This is a genomic window from Bradyrhizobium sp. JHI2711 (genome assembly GCF_056156565.1).
In genome coordinates, this window is sequence record NZ_JBPZPT010000007.1 from 101,287 (window position 1) to 123,524 (window position 22,238).

Below are 22,238 nucleotides of genomic sequence, written 5' to 3' on the forward strand. Positions count from 1 at the left end.
ATCAGCCGCGGCCGGTGCGTCATGTGTCCATGCGTCGCGGAGTGCGTAACGACAAACAGCGGCCGCGCAGCACTTCGACGAGAAGACGATGCTCTCATTTGAGGCAGCGATGACCGTCATCGACGCGCGGCTTGAAGGGGTTTGGCACTCAGTTGAGATTCAAGTTCTCGGATCGCTTCATCGGCCTTGGTCACAATGTCTGTGAGCGTGTTTATAAGGTCATTTCTCGTGTGGGCTTCAGCCTTCGTGAAATCAAACTCGATATGTCTGCCGATTGCTGGCTTGTCGGGCTGATCTTTGGCGATCCGGGCGACATATCCCGCGCTCTCCTGGTACTGATAATATGCTTCTGTAATTTTCTGAACCTCGATTGGTGTAAGCAATCCTAAGTTCTGGATGTTGGCAATATATACCTTGAAGCTGTCGACCAGAGGAATCCAGGTGAAGTCGTTGCGCTCAACATAAGCGATCTCTGATCTCATCAAGTTCGCCAGACTGGTGAGTTCGGCCTTGAGCGAGGTGCGTAGTACGGTCCGTGTGTTCTCGCGCAAGCGACGCTCCGTTCTTGGCGTTTGAAGCGCATTCCATCCAAGGCCCGCCAATACTCCGACGAAACCAAACACGCCGGATACGATAGAAGGCAAGATGCTGATGCTTTCTGCTGCCATCGCGGATCCTCAAGTGATCCTACACATTCTACACGCCAAGGCTTTACCGAAAAAGGTTGCATTTTGGCGCACTCCGACTCCTTACTCCCAGAGATAGGTGCGCCGCCATGCTCATGGCTCCCGGATGATAGGGAGCACCTTGGTTGGTGCCCTTGCGGCTTCCGCGCATTTTGATGCTTTCAATCGCGAGCGCTATGTGCTCTGCGCTGTTTTCGGGAAGGCGTTGAACTTGGTCACCCAGCTCTAACCGTCCAGCTGCCTATCATTGCCCAAGTGGTGCATCGACGACAAAAGGAAGGTGCCTTGCTGCGCAGCACTCTGGTAGATCAACGACGACATGGTCTGCTGCGAGTTCGTAATCAGCGTCTTTGGCATCCGGATTTCATCGCCGATTTTCAAGTCCGCGCGCATCACGGTTTTGAAGGCGATCGACGGTGCCTGAATCCATGTGGGCTGACCGATCAGATCATTGGAAGCGATCTGCTTTGCGCCGGACTGGGCGCCGCCGAGTAAGTAGCGGATTGCCTGACGCGGTCCGCGCGTCCGTAAGCATTGAAGCCCACGTCCGGTAATGACGACCTGCCATCGACCGATCACGGGAGTGAGGTGGGGCATGCGGCTTTATTGCGTTCTAAACAAACGAGTGAAGAAAAAATGCGCAAGGTGGCGGATCGACAGCGCGAAACATCGACATCACGGGTTTTGATCCTCAGCATCGAAAATCTCTTGACGATTCAAGAGAATATTCGATAAATCGCGCCACTACTGTAGGTTATGTTCTCAATTTTCGGGTCGGTGTCCGATAGGAGATCTCCGCTCAATTTGTTGCGGGCCGCCCGCTATCTACCGCGCAGGCCCTCGACGAGGGCTGGTACGAATTTCTAAAATCCAAGCCTATTTGCTCGCTCAGGACTATCTCCGATGACAGTATGGGAAATTGACGGGATGACTGTGCGCGAGCAGCTCTTTACATTACTGCGCAACCTGCGGTGGATTGCTGTCTTCTCGGTCCTCATTTCAATATTGCTGTACTTGCCAGATCAGATTCAAGAGCTCTACCGGATAGCCGCTGACGATATTGGGTGGGTAACGCTCAAGGAGTTCGTCGCCGTGGGCGTGATTGCGCTTACGATCTGGGCGGCCGCTTTTCAGCTTAGCGCCGCAACCCTGCCTCATATCCCGCCCGCTAGGGGGACCGTGGCGCTTTGTATCAAAGTTGCACCCATTGTACTCGGAGCGTTGCCGATCATCGCCGCGACGGCAGGTCAACTCGCCTCGCGGCCAGCTGAAAAGATCGGAGAGGTCGAGGAGGTCGGGAGTATCTTCCGCATTCAGGACCAAGCGCTCGCCTTCGAGCGGAACATGCTACTCATCCTTGCGCTTGCCATGTTGATCCTGCTCGCCTCGTTTGTCGTATTCGCTTGGCAGATGGGATCAAAACATCGCTCGGCGGCACTCGCGAACCGGGCGAACATCGCCTATTTCATCCGCTATAGATTTCTCGCGCTCACGATCGGCGGCATCGCCCTGTTGACGACCGGGTTCGTTTTGTTTCCGGACAGACTTGCACAATTCGTCGGATCGTTCGGCGTAATCGCTCTCTTTGCGATGTGCGTGGCCGGTCTCACCACCCACTTTGCACTACTGACGATCAGGTTCAATTTTCCTTTTATACCGGTTGTGTTTGGCGGCTTGTTCGTGGTTGCCTCATTGTTCGGAGGCGATGACCACGGGCTACGCAGCGTGGCCGGAGCAACCGGCCCATCAGAAGACATGCGCACTTCTGCAGTCGAAGCATTTCGGGATTGGCTTCGGCAAAAACCGCGCCTGGCCGAGGCCGAGAGGCTCGGAGAATATCCGGTGTTCATTGTGGCTGCCCAGGGCGGAGGCATCTACGCAGCCAACAATGCGGCGCGCTTTCTTGCCAGGATGCAGGATCTCTGTCCGGCATTTCGGCAGCATCTGTTTGCGATAAGCGGCGTCTCCGGGGGGAGTGTCGGCTCGGCAATCTTTGCAGCTGCGCTTCATGCCGACAAGGCGCCACTTGATACGGTCGCTCCCGACGCAAAGACATGCCCGAAGATCGCCGACTTTCTGGCCGGCGTCGGCCGGGCCGAGGATGTCGATGCCCCCGGGCAGGTGGAACAGCGCGTTGCAAGCATCTTGGAGACTGATTTTCTCTCGCCCTTGGTTGCCGGTTTTCTATTTACCGACTTCACCCAGCTGTTTTCTCCGTTCGCTATCCCAAGTTTTGATCGCGCGCGTTTTCTGGAGTACACGCTGGAGAATGCTGCAGACAGAATGCTCAAGAACCAAAAGGGTGTTGGCGACCAATCCAATCTGCTAAAGGCCGATTTTCAGTCACATTGGACACCTTCCAACAATATGCCGGCGCTGTTGTTGAACACGACGGATGCCGGTAGCGGCAAGCGCGTTGTGATCTCGCCATTCGATATCGACCCGCTCCACGTGAAAGACAAAGACCTCTGTATTCTCTCGATGCTTGATCGTGCCGGCACAGGAGCCGATCAAAGTGTCAAGAGCCACTCGCTGCGGATTCCGCTTAGTGCCGCGGCCTTTACCAGCGCTCGGTTTCCATGGGTGACGCCGGCAGCGACGGTCTCCTTGCGGAACGATTGTATTACCGCCAATCCGCAGGCCCGCCTCGTGGACGGCGGATATGTCGAGAATTCCGGAATAGAGACCGCGCTCGATTTGATTGAGCGGCTCAAGAGCATCAAGGGCACCTCTGACGCGCCAAAATTCCGGATTTATCTGCTGTCGCTGGTGAGCGGTCAGTTTGGAGACCACGGCTCTTTCAAGTTCGGTGAGCTCATGGAGCCGGTGCGCGCGCTCTTGAGCACGCGAACCTCTCGAACCTATGTTGCGCTCGACCACGCGAACAATATCGATCGTCGGCCAACGAGCGATGTAACGCCTAGCGTGCAACGCTTTCCAACGTTCGGTCGAATAGACATCACAGGCTCGTTTTACAACCTGCCGCTTGGTTGGACGCTATCTGAGAAAACCGAAGATATCATTTCGCTAAGCAGCGGCCGCTTTTGGGATTGTGTGCCGAAGGATGACTTCGATCAATCCCGCAAGAAGCAGAGCAACGCGGATTGCTTGCAAGTGAAATTATTTCATCTCTTGAACGGATCCGTCGCATCTGCATTTGAGGCACTTAGGGATGCCAAGCTTGCAAAGGCTGCTTACGCCGATGAGTTGGAGAAGGAATACAGGCCCGCTTCAAAGATCAAGCCGCAGCCGTTACTTGCTTGCTATGAGAGCAAGTGGTTGCAGGAGCGTGGCTATCAGAAATACCAGGATAAAGTCTCTGCGTACGAGCATGAACTGGCGGAATCGATCAAGAATCATGCGCCAGTTCCTGCACCCGTGCCGCCATATCGAAAGAGCTATATGGCGTATTTCCAGGCCGAGCAGGTTAAGGCTTTGCTGCAGGAATGGGACCGCATCGACGAGCGCGATCCACGGATCCTGGCCTATATCCTGGGGGCAATCTCCTACGACAGCGCCGATTTTACACGAAGCAGCGAAGACTTCTCTTACAGCGCGGTCTCTCAACTGCCGCGTAAATGGCGCGACCGAATAGAAAAGAACAATGCCGAGCTTGCGGCCGCGAACAAATCGCCCGTCGGCATGGAGGCGTTGCTCAACCATCCGAAGGAATTGGCCAACTTTGTTCTTGGTTACGAGGGCAACCCGTTCGGAAACCAGGTGGGGACGGACGACGGTTGGCTGTTTCGTCCACGAGGAATGTATCAATTGGTGGGACGCGAGCAATATCAGGAAGCGCAGAACCAAATGCAAGAGATCGGAGAACTGGCCGGGCTTGATCTCCTCACGCTTCCCGATGCACTGCGCGATGCGAAGATCTCAGCCAAGGTCGCCTTCGCTCACTTTCGGCTTCATCCCTATCGGAACCGAACGTTGTTTGAGTTGCTCAAGGATCCCTCGAAGGACTGGATCGCCGTGCGCGCGCTGCAAACCGACATGGAGCATGGCCCAACCGATAGGGAGCGTGTCTATGCAAGAAGCCAGATGTTTCTCGGCTGCATTGAAGAGGCGTTACATCCTACCCAACTCAAGACATTGCAGAGTAAATTTTACGGCAGCGAGTAAACATCCTGATACCGGGCCGCGGGCGGGATGTGACTGAAAGCGTTGTAGATCGGACTTTCGATTGTTTAGTCTTACAGGGGAATTGCTGACGATGGCAAAGGGTGAAATCCGCCGGTCAAAACTTGGTCGGCTGTTTACAAGTCTGTCCGCAGCGGGGCTGATCGTCGCCGTTGCCTTGGGAGCAGGAACAGCCAGGGCCGAGACGCCATCGAAGCCGCTTTCGGCCAACGACGTGTCCATCCTGTTTCCTCCACCGAAAGCGCCAGCAGACCTCGTCAATCTGATCGCGATGTCCGACCTCGCCGGCCCCACTGGGGCTCCGCAGCGGCTTTTGTCCGATGAGGATTTTTCGCGTTTCATTGCAAACGCCGAAAATCCAGAACGCGAAGGCGTGCCGGACTCGGGCACACGCCGCATTCAGCTGCCTGATATCGTGAAAAAGATCGATGCCTGGTTCGTTGCGGGCATCCGGATCGATCCGGGAGCCCCGGGATTATCTACTGATGTCATCGCCCAGTTTGGCCGGCAACCGCAAATCCGCCTGATCATTCAGCCGGTGACCAATGGACCCCAGGGATTGAAGGTCCATGACACTGCCGGTCATCTTATCTTCAGTTTCAACCTCGAGCCTGATTCACCTCTTGATGGTTGTGGGCCATTCCCGCGATTTAAACCTGACGATCAAGCTTTCAAGGCAATCGTTCGTGACGTTGCATCATTGCGTGATCAACTTGCGGCGGGAAAGTTCGGCAATGTCAAGGTCTCGACTACCGGTGACATGAACGTGCACCCGGGCCTTATCGGTGCATCCGCAAAACCGTTTCGTGATGCCCTCAAAGCTTTGCTGGAAAAGCATCTCTCGCCGCAGCGCCTCAACACCATGGCTGTCATGGGGATTTCGCCGCCCGAACCCTGGGTTTTCGTCTCGATGCTGAGGGTCCCGCAGGCCGGGTTGATACCAGTGCCTGGCCCGACGCTCGACGGCCTTCATGCCGCGCAGATGTTTAGCATCGTAGGCCAGACGCACGTGGTCCCGCGGCCTGTCACGAATAACCAGAATCCAACGACGTGTCGCCACGCGGCGCTACAGAATCCTCCTCTGCCGCTTGCCAATCGTAAGGGTGTTTCGACAGCCGATTTCATCGATGCCAAGGTGCCAAATAGCCGCGTACTCGAGATCGTCAATGTCATTGCCGACACGAAGAAGAGTCATTTCTTCAATACGGACTGCGTGAGCTGTCACACCGAAACCGCCCAGTCGCTGGCCAGGAACGTGCAAGGCTTCGCGGTGTCAGGCGTGAACCGAGCCGTTCTACCGAAAGAAGACTGGAATGTTCGCAATTTCGGTTGGTTCCCCTCATTCCTGCATGGTGGCCCAGCGGCCGCGACCATAACGCGACGCGCGGCAGCCGAGACCACCGACGTCGTCACCTTCATCAATAGCCAATTGCTGAACAAGTAATAAGCGCCATCGCTGGCCGGCGCGCTCGCGCGGCGGCAGGCGCATCTGAGATTAAGGAGAATTTTGGGATGGGGGCACGTTCGTTCAACCTTTGGGTGGGTGGCGTGGTGAGGCGGTGGCCTCATGTCGTCGGTCTCTTGTTCGCGATTGTGTTCGTCGTGGCGGCGTCAATAGGGATGGCGTATTTCGTACCGGAGAAGCTTCGCGATGCGGCGCTCAAGGTCAAGAATGACGCAAATCTGGTTGCCCAATTGCTGCCCGCGACGCTGCCCGCCCCATCGAAGATCGATAGCGCATACTGGCTGCCGCAGAACTGGAGTGCGCGGCAGCGTTACTGGTTCCACCACACGTCCCAAGGCACGGCGACTATTCCTGTGCCCTATAGATGGTTCCTGGCTCTAGAACGTCCTGAGTTGTCGGTCCGCTACACGAGCCTGACGGACAACGAGTATCTGCGTCGCCTTGGTTTCATCCCAAGTCCGAGCTCAAAGGACTTTGACGCTAGCTCACCCGCGTACGGCTACCAGGAGGACGCCAAGGGCGCTAGCTCCACTTGGACAGCGAGCATGCCTGACAATGCAAATGGTTTGCCTGTGGGGTTCGCGATCCTGAAAGGGGGCGTCGACCCGACAACGGGAGATTTCTACGAAGATCAGATCGGACTAACCTGCGCCGCCTGTCATACAGGTCATCTCGAGTACAAGAATGTCAGCATTCGCTACGATGGTGGGCCCGCGATGGTCAATCTTGGCGAGGTTGAACGGGTCATTGGGTTATCGATCGGCTATACGCTGATGTTGCCGTGGCGGTTTGAGCGCTTCGCCGACCGGCTGGAAAGCATTGAAGCTCGAAGCGTCGACCGCAAGAAGCTTCGAGGTGATCTGGAGCGCGCACTTCAAAAGATCAAGAAGCAAAAGGCCGCAAACGATAGCCTTTTGACGAGGCAGGGAGTGACGAACCTCGACGAGGGTTTCGGTCGGCTTGATGCCTTGAACCGGATCGGCAACCAGGTCTTCTACACGAATTTTCTCGATCCAGCGAGCGGAGAACTCCCAGATCCGCTCCTGAAGGGCAACTTCGCGCGCAACGACGCTCCTGTGAGTTTTCCGCCAATCTGGGACACGCCGTACTTCCTTTGGGCGCAGTATGACGCCTCTGTTCTCAACGAGCTTGTTCGCAATTCAGGCGAAGCGCTCGGCGTCAGCGCGAAAATCAATATGAGGGCGCCGGCGCCGGGACGGCCGCTATTTGAATCATCCATCCATCTAGCGGACATTGCGCGTTTTGAGGAGCTTTTGCGCGGTACCGATCCCTTCTCGTCGGCTGAGGCAAGCGGCAGGAAATTTAACGGGCTTGTCGCGCCACGATGGAAGGATGCGCAGGACAGGTTCCGAGGCGACCCGGCCTGGGCCATTGACGAGAAACTCGTTGAGAAAGGTCGCGATCTTTATCGCTCGCACTGCTTTGAATGCCACCGAGGGCCCGTCAACGATCCCGCATTCGAAGCAAAGTGGCCGGAAGATTCGTTCTGGAAGCCGGAGAACCCAGATCGCTCTGTCAAGGGCGAGAAGAATTGGGTGGAGATCGGCGGACGCCACTATTTCAACGTCGCTCAGCTGCCGGTGAACGCGATCGGCACTGATCGCCAACAATCCAATGTCCTGACAACTCGGCGTGTTCACTTACCTGCCTCACTCGGCCTCAATCCGATCGATGACCTGAACAAAGCCTGGGGATGCGGCCTTCCGGCCGATGCGGCGCCAAACCCCTTATTTGTGCTCGCGCTGATGGATGTCGTGGGCAAGACGATCGATCAATGGAACCTCGCGAACAACTCCTCCGAAAACACCAAGCAGCAGATGTGGGGGCCGAGGAAGAATTGCCAAAACCCGCGAGCATACGTTGGGGCGCGGGTGCGCCGTAACAGCAAGGACGAAGATGTCCTTGCCCTTGAACCTCAATACCGGGCGCGTCCGTTGGACGGCGTCTGGGCAACGGCTCCGTATCTGCACAACGGATCCGTGCCGACGCTGAAGGACATGTTATTGCCGCAGGGTCGGCGGCCGAGCTCTTTCTGCGTGGGCAGCCGCAAATTCGATCCTGTTGACGTCGGGCTCGTTGCGAAAGTACGAGCGAACGACGCCTGCGCGGCCGGGCTGACGGACTTCAACGTATCTTTGCTTGGGAATAGCAATCGCGGGCATTCTTTTGAGGGCAAGGAAACGGACGTAACGAAGCTGCCGCCTGGGGTCATCGGGCCAGAATTAACCGACGCCGAACGGCGGGCGCTTCTAGAGTATTTGAAGACGCTATAAGGAGGCCGTCACGCTGGAAGCTCGGCGCTCGTCGCCCTACGGCAGAACCAAGTCGATTTTCTTGGGAACGCTTCGTAAACTTATCCTTGAGGACATGTCACTCAAGGTCCTGCGGGGGAGTTGCCGGAATTCCCTTCGAGGATCGGATGACGGCGGCGGTCCTTGATTCGATTGCGCGTCATGCCGGGGCGCGCCGGGCTTGGCTGATCAATTCGATCAGAAGGCTGAACTCTGGCCAGGATTAGAGCCTTAATCAGGAGTAGAGCCGTGATCTTCTTCGGTGCTGCTAACTGAGGAGGCGCTCCCGCGCTCGAGCTGGGTGCAGAGTGCGCAGAAATCTACTCAGAACGTGAACTGGATGGCGCGCGCGGACTAGTCTAGCGTCATCGACAGAGCTTGTCGGGTTCACGGCATCGAATAAGTCGCCGATCATTGATGATGCGCCACGAGCTGACATGTTCAACCACGAGGCCCAGCTTAGCGCGGACAAGACCATCAGGCTATCGAACGACTTACCCGAGTATGTCGGTAATCTTCGCTAAAGACACCGGACTTGATGACGCGCGACGTTCTTCATTGTATGATCATGCAACCTTAAGTGAAGATGTTTAAGAGCCATTTCCATCGCCGTTCACATTGGCAGTTGATAGTATTTATGTCGTGAAATTCGCCGTGCTGTGCAGTCATTGCACCGCTCCATTGGAGGAGACCTTCTATGCTCAACTCCGAAACCACCGCCTGTCTCCGTCGAATTCTGGATGAAGTGTGCAAGGGGCTGTCGCGTGAGGAGACCGGCATCCGAGCGCACGTCGCTTCCAAAATTCTAGAAGCCGCCTCTCGCGGCGAGACGTCCGTCGAAGTTCTCAGGCAAGTTGGGCAGAACGCCTTGACCAGTGCTCCCTCGATGTGGCTACAGCAAGGCTCTCGTCGATCTTCATCCGAAAGTAGCGGTGCCGGCGAACCTACCGGCCCAACCAAACAGGATTAAGCACGCCGATCCGAATCCATCAGCAAAGCGCCCGCGAACTGAAACCATTCAGGGAGCGCGCTGTCGTGGAAGCTGACCCGGAACGGCTAAGCGCGCGAAACGGCATTTGTCGTAAACGGAATCAATTCAGGGTTGGCCAGCGGATCTCGCGAAGCGGGATCATAGTGGCATCCGGCGATTGACCAAGCACCCGCAAAGAACCTGGGCGATTTGGTGGGCAGAGACGGCGACCAGCGCAAGTTCGAGTAAACTATTCTAGCTGGTGGGACGAAAGCGCGCCGGAGGCTCAAGGAAAAAATATCAAGCCTTGCGATGTCGCGTTGACGGATTAGAACCATTGAGCAACTGTCGCGAACTGTCACTCCGGCCGGTCGAGATCCTCCGGCTGCTACATGCCGCGCGGTGCTGACTTCGGATCGGATCGCGCGGAGAGTGCTGGAAACTCGCTGGATCTTCGGGAGCGGGCCCTGCACGAAGGCTCGTTGTGATCGGGCGCAAGGGGGCGACGTGATAAAACACGTTGCGCCTGACCTGATCGGCGAGCCAACCCGGAGCAAGCGAACGGAAAGGGCGAGAAGACCGGCAAAGCGTCGGCTGCTTGCATCGCAGATCCTGCTGGGCGCCGGCGATCAAGTTCAGACTTCGCTCTTCGTTTGTCGCATAGCTTGCGCCATCTAGCAGCTCTTACAAGCGGCTTCTCTACACAAGCAAGCAAGCTTAACGGAGTTTACTGCGGCCTGTGACGAATCTCAGGTTCTTGAAAAGTATCTTTGTTGCGGCGATGCGCATCTTGCATGATGGCTCGTTCGCGTTGGCGCGTTGTTGCGCAGCTGGTGCATTCTTTCATCGTCTTCTCTGAAATCCCGCATTTTTGGTGCGTGTGTGATCATGTTCACGCGCCTTAAGGCCATTAGACGAAAGCAGGGCGATCTTAGGAAGTTGGATCCTGGCTCATGATCTTAGATCAGGCGCTGCCTTCAGCCTCGTGCTGCCGATAGGGGCAAAAATAGCCTGACAGTACTTGCGGCTGGCAATGTGAGAGCGCGAAGTCGCTGCATTGTCTCGGCGGCGCACGGTATTCCTCCGGGGGCCGCGCTCTGTCTCTATTTTGTGCGGTCAACTGCCAGGAAGCTAAAACAAGCTGCGCGCCGTAAGGAAAATCTACGCCTCCGGACAGAGCCAGGTACGTAGGTCACAGCCCTGACGACCTGCATTCGGTGACACGCGCAGATTTCGCAAATCGAGGGATTGAGTCCGTTGTTTAGCTGCAATGGGAGTTGCAGCGTTCACATTTTGCGCGACTTTCCTGCTCGGCAAGAAGAACAACCCAATCAACCAGCCGATGAAAAGACGACGCGCATTGGACAACTCCAAGTCGCGAGGAAGTGATTGCGGACTCGTTGGGGTTGTTGTAGATATAATATACGCCTTAAGATAGAATTAGCTTACCGAGGCGAGGCGTCCTGTCGTATCCGCTTCGCGAGCGCAGGCCGCGAACGAGTTCAATTCTTGGCGGATGAGGCCATGCCGGTCGCGTGAGGTGACGACGCAATTGTCCTTCGCAGATTTTTCAAGCACGAGTTCTGAGACGAGGCGAACGTTACGCAAGCTCGAAAAGAAAGCTGGTTTCGTTTCATGGACTGGACATGGATTGCGTCTATGATCTGCACTGTTGATCAGGCAGCAAATCGATCTGGTGGCCCGATATGCGAGTGTCCTTCGATGGGAACGGCACTGGACGCATCGGCGCGCAGAGGGAGTGAGATCCTAAGATGCTGGTGGTGTGTATCAAAAATCAGCCGCCTAATTGTGGGGAGTGATGACCCACGCTCAGACAATTCGGATCCGTGTCCTCAAGACCGCCTTGGCGGGATTGTCGCCAGGCACGACCACCAAACACGGGGCTTGTTTAGACATCCACGGAGAGAGGCGCCGACATGTGTGGCACAATGACTGTTGATAACGTCATCCCGCGAGCAGACATCGTCAAGCACGCGGACCGGCTTGGTGCCGAAATCAAGAATAGTACGCTGTCGGAGGATTTGCCAGACGAGGTCATCGTAGCCTTCTACCGGCTGCTGCTAGAGCATAAGGTCATCTTCTTCCGTGATCAGGGAGATTTCGATGATGCCCAGCAACAGCGTTTTTTGCTTCGGCTCGGCTCACTGATACCGAATCCCGCCATGGTGGACACAAGGGGAGGTTTAATAGTTGGGAAGACGGTGCCTGATCGCGCCCGCAGTCATATCGACCAGGTGAAGGATGAGGTCGTCTTCAGTGCCGGCCGCGCAACAACTTCAGTGCTGCGGGATGCATCGATCCTGCCTTTTCGCGGGGACATCGCTTGGTCGAGCACGGCGGCAGCTTATCTTGATCTTCCCGATCCCCTGCGGATGCTTGCAGATAACCTCTGGGCTGTGAGCTTCGTCGCATCCGATCTCACTCCGACAGAGGGGGCCACCGAATCCAACAAGCGGCCATGGGGCGGCGTATCCACCGGAACGATCTACGAAACGACACATCCGGTCGTTCGTGTTCATCCCGAGACCGGCGAACGTATGCTCTGGCTCGGACGCTCCGTGCAGAACTTCGTCGGTCTGCAGCGCTATCCTAGTCAAAGACTGTTTGAGCGGCTGCAGTCGTATCTTGTCGCGCCGCGGAATACGGTGCGCTGGAACGGGAAATCAGGCGACATCGTAATCTGGGACAATCGCGCGACTGAGCCGTACCTCGCCAACAAAATCGGCAGTCCTCATTGGGCGATGGAGCAGCGTGCGATTGACGCCGGCGTACCGCACGTGAAGCGGCCGAAATCAAGGGCTGCAAAGGCTGCCTGAGATTGTCTGCACCTCCGGATGTCGTAAGACGCCTGGTGACCCAAGACCAAGTTGCGGCGCTGCGACGTCGAGCGGAGCCCCGCTTCTTATTTCCCCGGGACCGGCTAACGGGCGCAGCTGCCGCCTCCTCGACTTCTTCCAGGCCCAACTGCATTTCATCTTCAGGCATCGCTCTCTCTCCGGCCAAACCGATGCCGCTGCATTTTTGATGATCTGATACAGCCGTTGGCTCTTGCTTACCGAGCGGCATCGCCCTCATCGTCTCGGAAAGTAAGTCCGGGTGTTGCTCACTACCAATTCAGCATATTCGCCCATCCGGCGACGCATCCGATGATTTTGATTCACATCGCGCAGGGCCGGCAGAAACTATCCCGGTCGCGTTCGTGCCGGCGTCTTACGTGTCTCCAAGAACAAGCTGCCAGTCGAGATTCTCAGCAGCGTCTACAATTACCTCTCGGCAAGCGCATCGCACCATGCTCGACCTTCGGCCAGCGGAAGATACCATCCTCGAGCACCAGCTTGATCCTCCGCCCGACAGCTCTGGAGAACGGGTCTGCTCCCATGCTCTTGCGCAACAGGCCAGGGTAGCAAGTCCTTCATTGCGGAAGTCTCTTTGTTGGGCCTTGCGATCCCGAACCGCACCCGACACTCCGACCACAATTCCAAACAGACTCTTCGGAAACCTCAGGCTTGAGCGGTTGTCCGTAGGTTTACGCGAGCGGCGCAAGCGTTCATTTTTCGAGGATACTCACATTATATAATACGCCGCTCCGGGGGGAGCGGGGCGCTAAGCGGAACCGTGCTGGCGCGGCATCGGCTGGGGCGGGCGATGGCAATTGGCGGCCCTAGATCGAAGGGAGCACGTGGCCGCTCCGTTTCGCCTGCTCCCGTCTTTAGCTGAAACATGGCTCTCTCGACAATTACGTCCTGTTCCGGCGAAGCCGTGCCGGCTTGCGTCCTCTGGACATCGGCTTGGGGGGCATTGCACCCTTGGGCGGCTCAGTGAACAATTCGGACAAGTGAATACCCAACGTCGCGGCGATACGGTCCAGGAGATCAACAGTCGGGTTCTCTTTTTTCTGCTCAATGCGCCCCATATATGAGCGGTCGATGCCGGCATCATAGGCCAACTGCTCCTGCGGAATGCCGCGCTCTACGCGGATCCGGCGCACATTCCAAGCCACAAGCGCACGAGCGTTCATGCGCAAAGGCAGCCATTCCGATGATTATGAAACCACTGGTTATAGCCAGACTATTACGATAAGCTCGCACCCAAACGGTGGCGGTTCTCCCGAATCGCTTCGAGGAATCAGGTAACGGTGAGATGCAGACGCCGTTAGCGCGTGCGTCTTCTCGTCGACCATCAAAAGCGTTCTCGAGGGCCAATAGCTTGCCAGAGGAGGAAGTCGGGCTCAGAGGTTACCTGCGGCGTTTTCCCCAGGACCGCGACTAGACAGGACGAGCGTTCAGCCGGGGCACGAAAAGGTAACAGATATTCTCCAGTTGACACGTTCTGGCCATGCCTTTCACGAGTGCGAGCGGGCCACTCACCATGGGCCGCCAAGCCATTCCGCCAGGAGCAGCAAGGACAACCTAGTTACAGGGCAAAACTGCAGTCACTTCGAGTATGGACTGCGATGAGGGAAAGCGCAGGATGGAGCCACCAGGTCACTGTGGGCCGATATGCGATTGCCATCTTGGCGCGAAAGGGAGGTTGGCGTGCGACAATTGGGTAGGTATCAAAACAACCTCAAACTAGTTATCGTTGCTCTGATTTCGATTTTTCAGCTTGGTAGGAGTTTTAGGTAGTGCCAGGCGAGCCGAAGATCGCAGAATTGGCGCCCAGCGTGGACGAGCTCACGTCATATGACAAGGAGCACGCTGTTGCCTACATGCGACTTCTTGATGCGGACGCTGACAAGGCAGATTGGCGCGAAATCGCGCGCATTGTGCTTGGGCTCGACCCGACCGTTGAACCGGATCGCACGCGACGCACGTTCGAAAGTCATCTGGCTCGGGCCAAGTGGCTTGCGGGCCACGGTTATCGCGATCTGCTAGGTGGCGGTTGGCCAAAACAATGAACAGAGCGGATATGAGGATCGCCGGAATTCCTAGCAATCGCAAAAGTTGATAATTCCATCGATTAAGTACGTGCGCGATGCGCACACGTACGCAAGCAGCCGGAAAGCGCCACAATCATCGGCTGCATTTCACCGCGGTGAAGATTTTGCGGGAAAGATGCGATGCCGGACACTGACTGGAGATCTGAGGAAGCGTACAGCGGCCTCGAGAAGGCAGATGTTGCTGACCTGGCATGGGAGTGGCTGCGCCGGGATCGCGACTACCAAGAGGAATATGAGCGGTTATCTCGCCGCGAACGTTCAAGCGCAGCGGCGGGCGAGTTCCGACGCAAGTGGGGGCTCTCGTTTTCCTGCTGATCCGCAAAAGACCTTCGACAAGCAAGCGGTCTTCTGGGCACCCGAGGTGCTGTCGACCGTGCTGAGTGTGCGGGCGGCCAGCTACATTGCGTCCGAAAGCTGCCAGCTCGATTTCGAGAATCTGCCAGGCAGCGAGCTTCGTCGTGCGCCGGATGGATGGCATGCGATCGTGCCACTCGGGGGCACGAGGCATCGCCTTTGGCTACGCGAGCTTCCGGCGAGTGGATCTGTTGTCCTCGTTGATCTGCCGCTCGACGTGAATTTCGAGCTTCGCTTGGGGGCCGCGCGTCGGCTTTGGCTCGCCCTCGAGCGTCGGCCGCTCGGAATGCCTCCTCTTGCTCTCCCTACTTTGAAGCAGCGTCGGCTGATTCTTGCGCTACGCGCAGTGGATGGATGGCAGCAAGGAAATAGCTATCGCCAAATCGCGCAAGGTCTTTTTGGAAGTCATCGTATCGCCGAGCGCGGCTGGAAGACAGACGATCTGCGCAGCCGAACCATTCGGCTTGTTAAGCTGGGGCGGCGACTCATGCGCCTTCGCTGCCGAGCATTGTTCGAAAAAGGCATCGGCAGGGATGACAGTTCATGAGTTGAGGCGCGACAAATGGCATCGTCTCTGTCTGTGCAACGAATTCTACTTCTGGCATCGCTCGATTGGCTGTAGGATGAGGTGTTTGCGTTCCGATCTATCACTCCGTCCTCTGTCGTCGGGGTCAGTGCAACAGAGACATTATCTTCGCCGGAAGACTCTGACCGTTTTGCTCGGATAGTCCCTCAGGTTGAGTGCTCTTCTGGATTGAGGCGGTACAACGAACTCTGGCAGACTGATTGAGACATCCAGAGAGACATTTCAGGTATGCTGCGCTAACGCCGCCTTCTTGCAAAGGCGGGCAACCCACCGGCAAAAAGAACGAGCGATCTCGGGATTCTCGCTGCGATCCACCGCATACGCCCGATACTGCATGCCACTTTGAGCGCGCGAGCCGGGTATGATTTGCAAAGCGCCACCTCGCACCAGATCACTGACGATGATTTCAGGTGCGACAAGAAGGCATTTTCCTGTCATGACTGCCGGCAGAGCAAGATAATTGTGATCGTAACGCGCGCCCGGTCGTATATCGTTTGAGGACATGTTCATCGCCCTCAGCCACGTCGGCAAGATGTCAGGACGTGATGTGATGTTCAGTATCGGCGTTGACCGAACAATCGAAAACTCTCTGCCTGCGACTAGATTTGGCGGGCCCACGCACACCAGCTCCTCATTGTAGATCTCCCAACTGTCGGCGGGTTCGACGATGGAAAGATCGCGTGTAATCAAAATATCGAAATCATCCGAAGATGCCGGCGGCGAGAGCGAGCTCACGACGTCCACGATAACGTCGCCCACTTCAGAAGAGAACGTCTGCAGATTTGGAATCAGAAATGAGGAAGCAAAGGTCGATAGTGACGTACGGACGACAATCCGATTGGTTCCTGCGTCCGCGCGGCGTCGCATTCTCTTCGCGGTGAAGCCGACCGTTTCGAGTGGTTCAGAGACTGCGTTTGCGAATAGCCTCCCGAACTCGGTTAGATCACTGCGCCGTCCACGCCGCTCGATCAGGTCAGCACCAAGATAGTCCCGCAGGACGGACAAATAGCGGCTGACTGAGCTCTGTGTTGTTCTCAAAGTGGTGGCGGCGCGCGTGACGCTGCCTTCGCGGGCGACGGTCACAAAAGCGCGGATGGCGTTTAAAGGAACTTCGTCGTCTTGAGCCGCCACTGTCTGCTCCGGCGCCAGAATGAACATCCATCACATTACTCGATGTCCATAGGGGGATTCCCGCGTATAAAGGGTAGGCTGTGCATAAAATCCACGTCGCGCCATTGATACTGGGTCAGTACCGCAGAAGATCTGCGCCGACAGCTCGGTGCTGTAATGGGGCTATGTCCTTTTGCGGCGTGCCGGCTTCGGCTTGCGACCTTTAGGTAAGGTAGCGGGTGGCGGCGCCCCCTTGGTTGGCCGAACAAACAGCTCAGAGACAGCAACGCCGAGCGTCTCGGCAAGCCGATCGAGAAGATCGATTGTAGGGTTCGCCTGTTGGCGCTCTAGTCCGCTCATGTAGGAGCGATCAACACCTGCATCGTAGGCCAATTGCTCCTGCGGAATACCGCGCTGGACGCGGATCCGGCGCACATTGTAGGCCACAAGCGCACGAGCTCTCATGCGCGAAAGCAGCCATTTCGATGGTCATCAAACCACTGGCTATAACCTACATAAAAACATCATCGGACTGGAAAAGAGTTGTTGCAGAACGCGGAGAGCAGCGCAGACGCGACTGGCGCCATGGAAAGAATCCGATGCTGCTCCTGCTAGCCGCCATGCTAGCCAAACTAGGGGATGGCTCGGCGATCGGGTAGTGAAACCCTGAAAGCGCTGTTCCTGGCAGATGCCGCAAGCCTCTGTGTCGCTGGCCACCTCTGCTCCCGTGAGGGCCAAGCCGCTCGCGGTGCTACTAAGTGGTATTGCCGAGAGGGACCGCAGGGCACCTACTGTACTAGTGGGCAAGCCTTCAAAGACGCTGTCCCTACCGCGCCATTACCGCGCCAGGGACGTCAAGGGTTAACGGCGACGTGACTCGGCGCTCAATCCCTGGAAAGCGCTGTCCTGCCACGCGCCGCTAACCTTGGCACCAGCCTTGCCCCATTCGGTATGAATGCTGACACTTCGCCCCTCTAGGGTGCCGCCAAGTTGTAGGCTTAGTACGACTGCCAATCACCTACCTGAATTGGTTGGATCGTCCGCTACTTTCTACCCTGGTTCGTTACCTTCGCGGAGAAATTGGAGATGCCCAGCATACTAGTCTAAACCGATCCGCTGCATGAAAAAGGCTTATACGCTGCCGCTCATGACGGAGCCCGAGAATGTTGCCGGTAAGACGGGAGGCATGGAAGCGATCGCTTGAAAGACCACACGCGTCCCTAAATTAAAGGTCGTCAATCTCCCCCGGCACAAGCGGACCGGGTGTCCGTGCCCGAAAAAGCATGACAGTGCGGCTACCAGGGTCGGTTCTCCGACGCCGGAAGCAGCGCGGGCGCGACTCGGCGCCGGTCGGTTGGGACTGGATCGGCGCTGTCCCTGCCGCGCCAGCGCTGCAGATTGACGCTCTCGATGGGTTGGTGGTGCCGGCTCAAGTGCCGCGAAATCGGACAATTACGCTAATCACAAGCCGTAACGAGCCTGTGGGCGCGTCGATCGCGAGTGCCATGCAGACGATGGCAGGTCCACTACAAGAGTAGGTAGGTGCCAAAGTGGACGCGGGGTCCTAGCGTCCTCCTGTTCCTCTGCCGATCATCGAGCCAGAAGCGAACAGCGAGAAGGTCATATGGACAAAACCTTACGACGTGCGGAATCAGGGTGGCTGCGCATGTCACCTCGATGACGAGCTCCGGCGTTCCGATTTGGGCGCCGAAGAAGGCGACGAATGGCGGGGCGCGTGCCTACGGAAAATCAATCAGGCAAGAAGCAGTCTATGGAACGTCAACCGGTTGACGCGGTCACGGCGATCGATCGGCTTGCAAGTTCGGATCCGGAGAGAGTTGCGCTGAGGCACGGCGCAGACGAACTCACATATGAGGCGCTACGATCAAGATCGGATGCCCTTGCAAGGACCTTACGAGAGCAGGGTGCTCGCGGCACGGTTGTCGGCTATTGGGGAGGGCGGGACCTCGACTGGGCGACGGCGGTCATCGCAATTTTGAAAGCTGGATCCACGTACCTACCGCTCGATCCATCGCTGCCGGCTTCCCGTACATCATTCATGATCGAGCAGAGCCGCTGCGCTTTGTTGATGGGCCGAGACCGGCCGGATTCGCTCAGCCTATTCCAGAAGAGCAGCAAAGCAGCTCCGCAATTTGTAGCTATAGAGGCGGCACTGCGCCGGGTGCAGATCTCGTCTGTTGTGCCATCCCCGAACGCGGATGGACTTGCCTATATTCTGTTTACGTCTGGTTCGACGGGCCAGCCTAAGGGCGCAATGATCGAGCGCGACGGCCTAAACAATCATTTGGCGGCAAAGATCGATGCCCTAAGTCTCACTCGGACGGATCGCGTCGCGCAAACGGCATCGCACTGCTTTGACATCTCGCTTTGGCAGCTTCTTTCTGGGCTTTGCGTCGGAGCCTCTACATCAATCATCGATGATTCGACATTGAGATCGCCATCATCGCTCCTTCAAGCAATTCAATGATGCGGCGCTACGATCGTTCAACTCGTTCCGTCGATGCTGGCAGTGTTTGTTGAATATCTGCAATCGCTTGCCGCGGCAGAGCGAGCCATGGACGGCTTGCGGATTATTTCTACGGTCGGAGAACCTTTAACGCCCGGATTGGCGCGTGCGTGGCTTGCCTTGTATCCCCGCGTTTCCATTCTCAATCATTACGGGCCGACCGAGTGCGCCGACGGCGTGACGCATCATCTGGTTTCCGTTCCGCCTGCGCTGGCTGAGCCTTATGTGCCGATCGGCAGGCCAATTCAAAACGTTGAGGTTTATGTCGCGGACGGACCACGGCTCTGCAGTGTAGGAGAAGTCGGCGAAATCTGTGTTAGCGGCGTCGGTGTCGCTGCCGGTTACGTCAATGACCATGTCCGCACCAAGAATGCGTTTGGGCCGAACCCGTTCTCAAACGACCCGTCGTTCGGGCGCCTATACCGGACAGGTGATCTTGGGCGCGTTCGTTCCGACGGGCTTCTGGAATGTCTCGGTCGACGGGATCGTCAGGTTAAAAGTCGCGGGCACAGAATCGAGCTGGGAGAAATCGAAGCTCGTTTGTCCGCTCATCCTTCGGTGCATGGCGCCGTCGCACTCGCCTCTGTCTGCGCAGGTGTAAAGCTTACGGCGCGAGATATAGCTGGGTCGGAGGCGCAAGCCGAATCGCGGCGTCTGGTCGCGTATGTGTCGGCTCCAGCTGAACTGGCGGAAAGCGATCTTCAGAAGTTTCTTGCTGAGGCACTCCCCAGCTACATGCTTCCGGAAAGAATCATCCATGTGGACGATATTCCACTGACCAGGAACGGAAAGGTCGATTTTGCAGCGTTGCCTGACCCGGCCAGTGTTCGGCCGTTATTATCAACGCCCTTCGCGGAGCCGCAATCAGACCTCGAAGTCCGGCTACGTCAAATCTGGTCCGGCATTTTGCGTATCGAGAACATAGGTGTAAATGACCAATTCATAAGCCTTGGCGGAGACTCGCTCCGCGCAATGCTTATATTGGGACAATTGCAGACCTTGCTAGGAGTGAGAGCGGATTTCAGACTGGTCCTGAATGGCACAATTCGATCTCTTGCCGCTTCGATCGAGGGGCGCACTGAGCTCAATCCGTGTACGGCTTTGACATGCCGAAAGCTAAACCGATCACCTCTGACGCACCTCCAGGAGCACCTTTGGTTTTTGGCGCAGCTCGATCCATCTGCCCGGAACTACATCATTCAAGGCGGGCTGCGCATTAAGGGAAACATCAGTTTAGCTCGGTTCAATCGCGCCTGGACCGAGGTCATTCATTCCCACCAGGCACTTTCGGCGCGCTTTATCGACAAAGACGGTCCGGTTCAATGCTTTGATGCTCCGCCATGCACCAATCTTGAATTGATCGATGTATCTCATCTCACCTCCTCCGAGGCTGAGGAGCTCATCGCACAGTTTCGGCGAACGGAGCTGAAAGACAATTTCGATCTTGGACAGGACCACTTGTTTCGCGCGCGCATGGTCCGGCTTGGTCCTGACAATCATCTCATATTGATCACCGCTCATGAAATCATCGTCGATGCCTGGTCCATCTCTGTGCTGCTCAGAGATCTTCAGCAAAGGTACGTAGATGCCGTGGCGTTTTGCCCAGAGAACCGTGCGTCACTCTCGGGCTACGCGGCGTGGGAAAAACGACACGTTTCTCCAGAGGCGCTGGAGAGCCAACGTCACTATTGGCGTCGTCAGATTGGTGATGATCCGCCGGTGCTTTCGCTTGGAACGGGACGAGCGCGCCCGCAGACAAATTCATACCGCGGCGCCTCGCATCCAGTGCTGCTTGGCGGCGATCTTTCCAGTCGTGTAAGAGAATTTGCGCGCCGCAACAGCTGCACGATCGACAACGTCAAACTCTACGTGCTCGATGCACGATTGAAGAGAGTGCCTGTTGGAGCGTCCGGCGAACTGTGCATCGCGGGCCGCTGTCTGAGCGCTGGGTATTGGCAGGATCAAGATCGGACTGACCGCTGTTTCCTGCCGAATCCGTATGATGGCGGACAATACGATGTGCTTTATCGAAGTGGGGACATCGCACGCATCTCAACCAGCGGCCTTCTCGAGATTTGCGGCCGATCGGACAACCAGATCAAGGTGAGGGGCTTTCGCATCGAGCCGGAGGAGGTCGAAGTTGCCCTTGAGTCTCATCCGGCAATCGCAAAGGCCGCGGTCTTCGCAGAAGGCATCGATGAGGATCGCCGCTTGACGGCGAGCCTGGAGCCCGCTCGGGAGAATCTAAGCTCTCGAGAGATTCTCGCCCACCTGCGCAACAGATTGCCATCTCCCATGGTTCCCACAGCCTTCAGATTGGTTGACAGTGTTCCCCTGACGACAAGCGGAAAGATAGACCGTGCTCGCCTTTCCTCCGTTCCTTACCGCGAGATAGAAACTAGTCCATCTGCTGAGCCCCGCACCAGGAACGAGCGGGTTCTTGCTCGGATCTGGGAGGATCTATTAGGCGCCGAGCGGGTGGGAATCGACAGCAGTTTCTTTGATATCGGCGGCGATTCTCTTCTCAGCGTACGTTGCGTCACGCTGGCGCGCTCACCGTCAACCAGCTTTATCGAACACCGACCATCAGGGAGTTGGCGGCCGGGGAAGCGGAGGCGGCACCCCACAACGTGGCTTCCGCGGACGGCTTACTGCCTGTGCCCCCCGTAATATCGTTTTGGAATTCTCTTGTCGGCTTTGACGAGCATTTTAACCTCGGCGATCTGTTCTTCTTGCGCAGCGGCATCCTGGACATCAATATCCTGGACCGCGCTCTCGCCCATGTCATCGAGAGGCACGAAGGCCTCAGGCTCCGCGTTGCCCGAACCCAAGATGGACTACGGCTGGGGATTGGCGCTTGTCCGGCCGAGCGCATCGTGGAGGAGATCGATCTCGTCCGGATGACCGGCCCAGACCAGCGCAGGACAATCGAGAGCGTCTCGGCAAGACGTCAACACATGTTTCGGTTTGACGGCCACACGCCTCTCGTTCACGTCGTGGCCTTCCGTGCTTCGGAAAGCGGCGATTATTATCTGCTGGTACTGGTGCATCATTTCGTAGTGGATGGGATGGGCTATCGGCTATTCCTGGAAGCATTGGAGGACGCATACAACGCTCTTGCTGCA

At 56.8% G+C, this 22,238-nt stretch carries 14 protein-coding genes and 1 pseudogene; 10 read left to right on the forward strand and 5 right to left on the reverse strand.

What is annotated here, in order from left to right:
- Positions 1-116: 116 nt before the first annotated feature.
- On the reverse strand, positions 117-668 hold the full coding sequence (locus ACTEK7_RS34300; protein WP_225129986.1) for a hypothetical protein: 552 nt from the start codon (positions 666-668) through the stop codon (positions 117-119).
- Between the two features lie 243 nt (positions 669-911).
- Positions 912-1,283, reverse strand: coding sequence for a hypothetical protein (locus tag ACTEK7_RS34305; RefSeq protein ID WP_225129984.1), 372 nt, complete (start codon positions 1,281-1,283; stop codon positions 912-914).
- A gap of 330 nt (positions 1,284-1,613) precedes the next feature.
- Between ACTEK7_RS34305 and ACTEK7_RS34310 the strand changes: the two genes are divergently transcribed.
- From ACTEK7_RS34310 to ACTEK7_RS34325, 4 genes are all read left to right on the forward strand, one after another.
- Positions 1,614-4,811 carry a hypothetical protein gene (locus tag ACTEK7_RS34310; protein ID WP_225148623.1) on the forward strand — a complete coding sequence of 1,066 codons (3,198 nt, stop codon included), beginning with the start codon at positions 1,614-1,616 and terminating at the stop codon, positions 4,809-4,811.
- A gap of 91 nt (positions 4,812-4,902) precedes the next feature.
- The gene (locus tag ACTEK7_RS34315) at positions 4,903-6,273 is read left to right on the forward strand and encodes a hypothetical protein (RefSeq protein ID WP_225129980.1); all 1,371 of its coding nucleotides are present in this window, start codon (positions 4,903-4,905) and stop codon (positions 6,271-6,273) included.
- A 68-nt stretch (positions 6,274-6,341) separates the two neighbouring features.
- Positions 6,342-8,588, forward strand: a complete 2,247-nt coding sequence (locus ACTEK7_RS34320; protein ID WP_225129978.1) for a di-heme-cytochrome C peroxidase — start codon at positions 6,342-6,344, stop codon at positions 8,586-8,588.
- Positions 8,589-11,525: 2,937 nt separating this feature from the next.
- The gene (locus ACTEK7_RS34325; RefSeq protein ID WP_225129976.1) at positions 11,526-12,413 is read left to right on the forward strand and encodes a TauD/TfdA dioxygenase family protein; all 888 of its coding nucleotides are present in this window, start codon (positions 11,526-11,528) and stop codon (positions 12,411-12,413) included.
- A 920-nt stretch (positions 12,414-13,333) separates the two neighbouring features.
- Here ACTEK7_RS34325 and ACTEK7_RS34330 read toward each other — a convergent pair.
- Positions 13,334-13,615 carry a helix-turn-helix domain-containing protein gene (locus ACTEK7_RS34330; RefSeq protein WP_225129974.1) on the reverse strand — a complete coding sequence of 94 codons (282 nt, stop codon included), beginning with the start codon at positions 13,613-13,615 and terminating at the stop codon, positions 13,334-13,336.
- A gap of 645 nt (positions 13,616-14,260) precedes the next feature.
- On the opposite strand from ACTEK7_RS34330, the gene ACTEK7_RS34335 reads away from it, so the two are divergent.
- The 3 genes from ACTEK7_RS34335 to ACTEK7_RS34345 all read left to right on the forward strand — a co-directional run bounded on the left by ACTEK7_RS34335 (position 14,261) and on the right by ACTEK7_RS34345 (position 15,437).
- Positions 14,261-14,494, forward strand: a complete 234-nt coding sequence (locus ACTEK7_RS34335) for a DNA -binding domain-containing protein (RefSeq protein WP_345944132.1) — start codon at positions 14,261-14,263, stop codon at positions 14,492-14,494.
- A 162-nt stretch (positions 14,495-14,656) separates the two neighbouring features.
- Complete coding sequence (locus ACTEK7_RS34340) at positions 14,657-14,851, forward strand: transcriptional regulator domain-containing protein (protein ID WP_225129970.1); 195 nt, start codon at positions 14,657-14,659, stop codon at positions 14,849-14,851.
- Entirely contained in the window at positions 14,769-15,437 is a 669-nt protein-coding gene (locus ACTEK7_RS34345; protein WP_225129968.1) for a DUF2285 domain-containing protein, read from the forward strand. The genes ACTEK7_RS34340 and ACTEK7_RS34345 overlap by 83 nt, the downstream gene beginning before the upstream one ends.
- A 261-nt stretch (positions 15,438-15,698) precedes the next feature.
- On the opposite strand, the gene ACTEK7_RS34350 is transcribed toward ACTEK7_RS34345, so the two are convergent.
- Together ACTEK7_RS34350 and ACTEK7_RS34355 are read right to left on the reverse strand one after the other, a co-directional pair.
- Positions 15,699-16,634, reverse strand: coding sequence for a LysR family transcriptional regulator (locus ACTEK7_RS34350; protein ID WP_225129966.1), 936 nt, complete (start codon positions 16,632-16,634; stop codon positions 15,699-15,701).
- A 135-nt stretch (positions 16,635-16,769) separates the two neighbouring features.
- Positions 16,770-17,051 (reverse strand): helix-turn-helix domain-containing protein, encoded by a 282-nt coding sequence (locus ACTEK7_RS34355; RefSeq protein ID WP_225129964.1) that lies wholly within the window; start codon positions 17,049-17,051, stop codon positions 16,770-16,772.
- Positions 17,052-18,357: 1,306 nt separating this feature from the next.
- Here ACTEK7_RS34355 and ACTEK7_RS34360 point away from each other — a divergent pair.
- The 3 genes and pseudogenes from ACTEK7_RS34360 to ACTEK7_RS34370 all read left to right on the forward strand — a co-directional run.
- A pseudogene (locus ACTEK7_RS34360) lies at positions 18,358-19,893 on the forward strand (amino acid adenylation domain-containing protein); the annotation flags it as partial.
- Complete coding sequence (locus tag ACTEK7_RS34365) at positions 19,873-21,783, forward strand: condensation domain-containing protein (protein WP_474810695.1); 1,911 nt, start codon at positions 19,873-19,875, stop codon at positions 21,781-21,783. The pseudogene ACTEK7_RS34360 and the gene ACTEK7_RS34365, both read left to right, overlap by 21 nt.
- On the forward strand, positions 21,744-22,238 hold a 495-nt coding region (locus ACTEK7_RS34370; RefSeq protein ID WP_225148802.1), incomplete at its 3' end, for a condensation domain-containing protein. The genes ACTEK7_RS34365 and ACTEK7_RS34370, both read left to right, overlap by 40 nt.

Excerpts from the sequence above, each read along its gene's own strand:
- ACTEK7_RS34300 (WP_225129986.1), bottom strand. The coding sequence starts at position 668 with ATGGCAGCAGAAAGCATCAGCATCTTGCCTTCTATCGTATCCGGCGTG.
- ACTEK7_RS34305 (WP_225129984.1), bottom strand. The coding sequence starts at position 1,283 with ATGCCCCACCTCACTCCCGTGATCGGTCGATGGCAGGTCGTCATTACC.
- ACTEK7_RS34310 (WP_225148623.1), top strand. The coding sequence starts at position 1,614 with ATGACTGTGCGCGAGCAGCTCTTTACATTACTGCGCAACCTGCGGTGG.
- ACTEK7_RS34315 (WP_225129980.1), top strand. The coding sequence starts at position 4,903 with ATGGCAAAGGGTGAAATCCGCCGGTCAAAACTTGGTCGGCTGTTTACA.
- ACTEK7_RS34320 (WP_225129978.1), top strand. The coding sequence starts at position 6,342 with ATGGGGGCACGTTCGTTCAACCTTTGGGTGGGTGGCGTGGTGAGGCGG.
- ACTEK7_RS34325 (WP_225129976.1), top strand. The coding sequence starts at position 11,526 with ATGACTGTTGATAACGTCATCCCGCGAGCAGACATCGTCAAGCACGCG.
- ACTEK7_RS34330 (WP_225129974.1), bottom strand. The coding sequence starts at position 13,615 with ATGAACGCTCGTGCGCTTGTGGCTTGGAATGTGCGCCGGATCCGCGTA.
- ACTEK7_RS34340 (WP_225129970.1), top strand. The coding sequence starts at position 14,657 with ATGCCGGACACTGACTGGAGATCTGAGGAAGCGTACAGCGGCCTCGAG.
- ACTEK7_RS34345 (WP_225129968.1), top strand. The coding sequence starts at position 14,769 with ATGAGCGGTTATCTCGCCGCGAACGTTCAAGCGCAGCGGCGGGCGAGT.
- ACTEK7_RS34350 (WP_225129966.1), bottom strand. The coding sequence starts at position 16,634 with ATGTTCATTCTGGCGCCGGAGCAGACAGTGGCGGCTCAAGACGACGAA.
- ACTEK7_RS34355 (WP_225129964.1), bottom strand. The coding sequence starts at position 17,051 with ATGAGAGCTCGTGCGCTTGTGGCCTACAATGTGCGCCGGATCCGCGTC.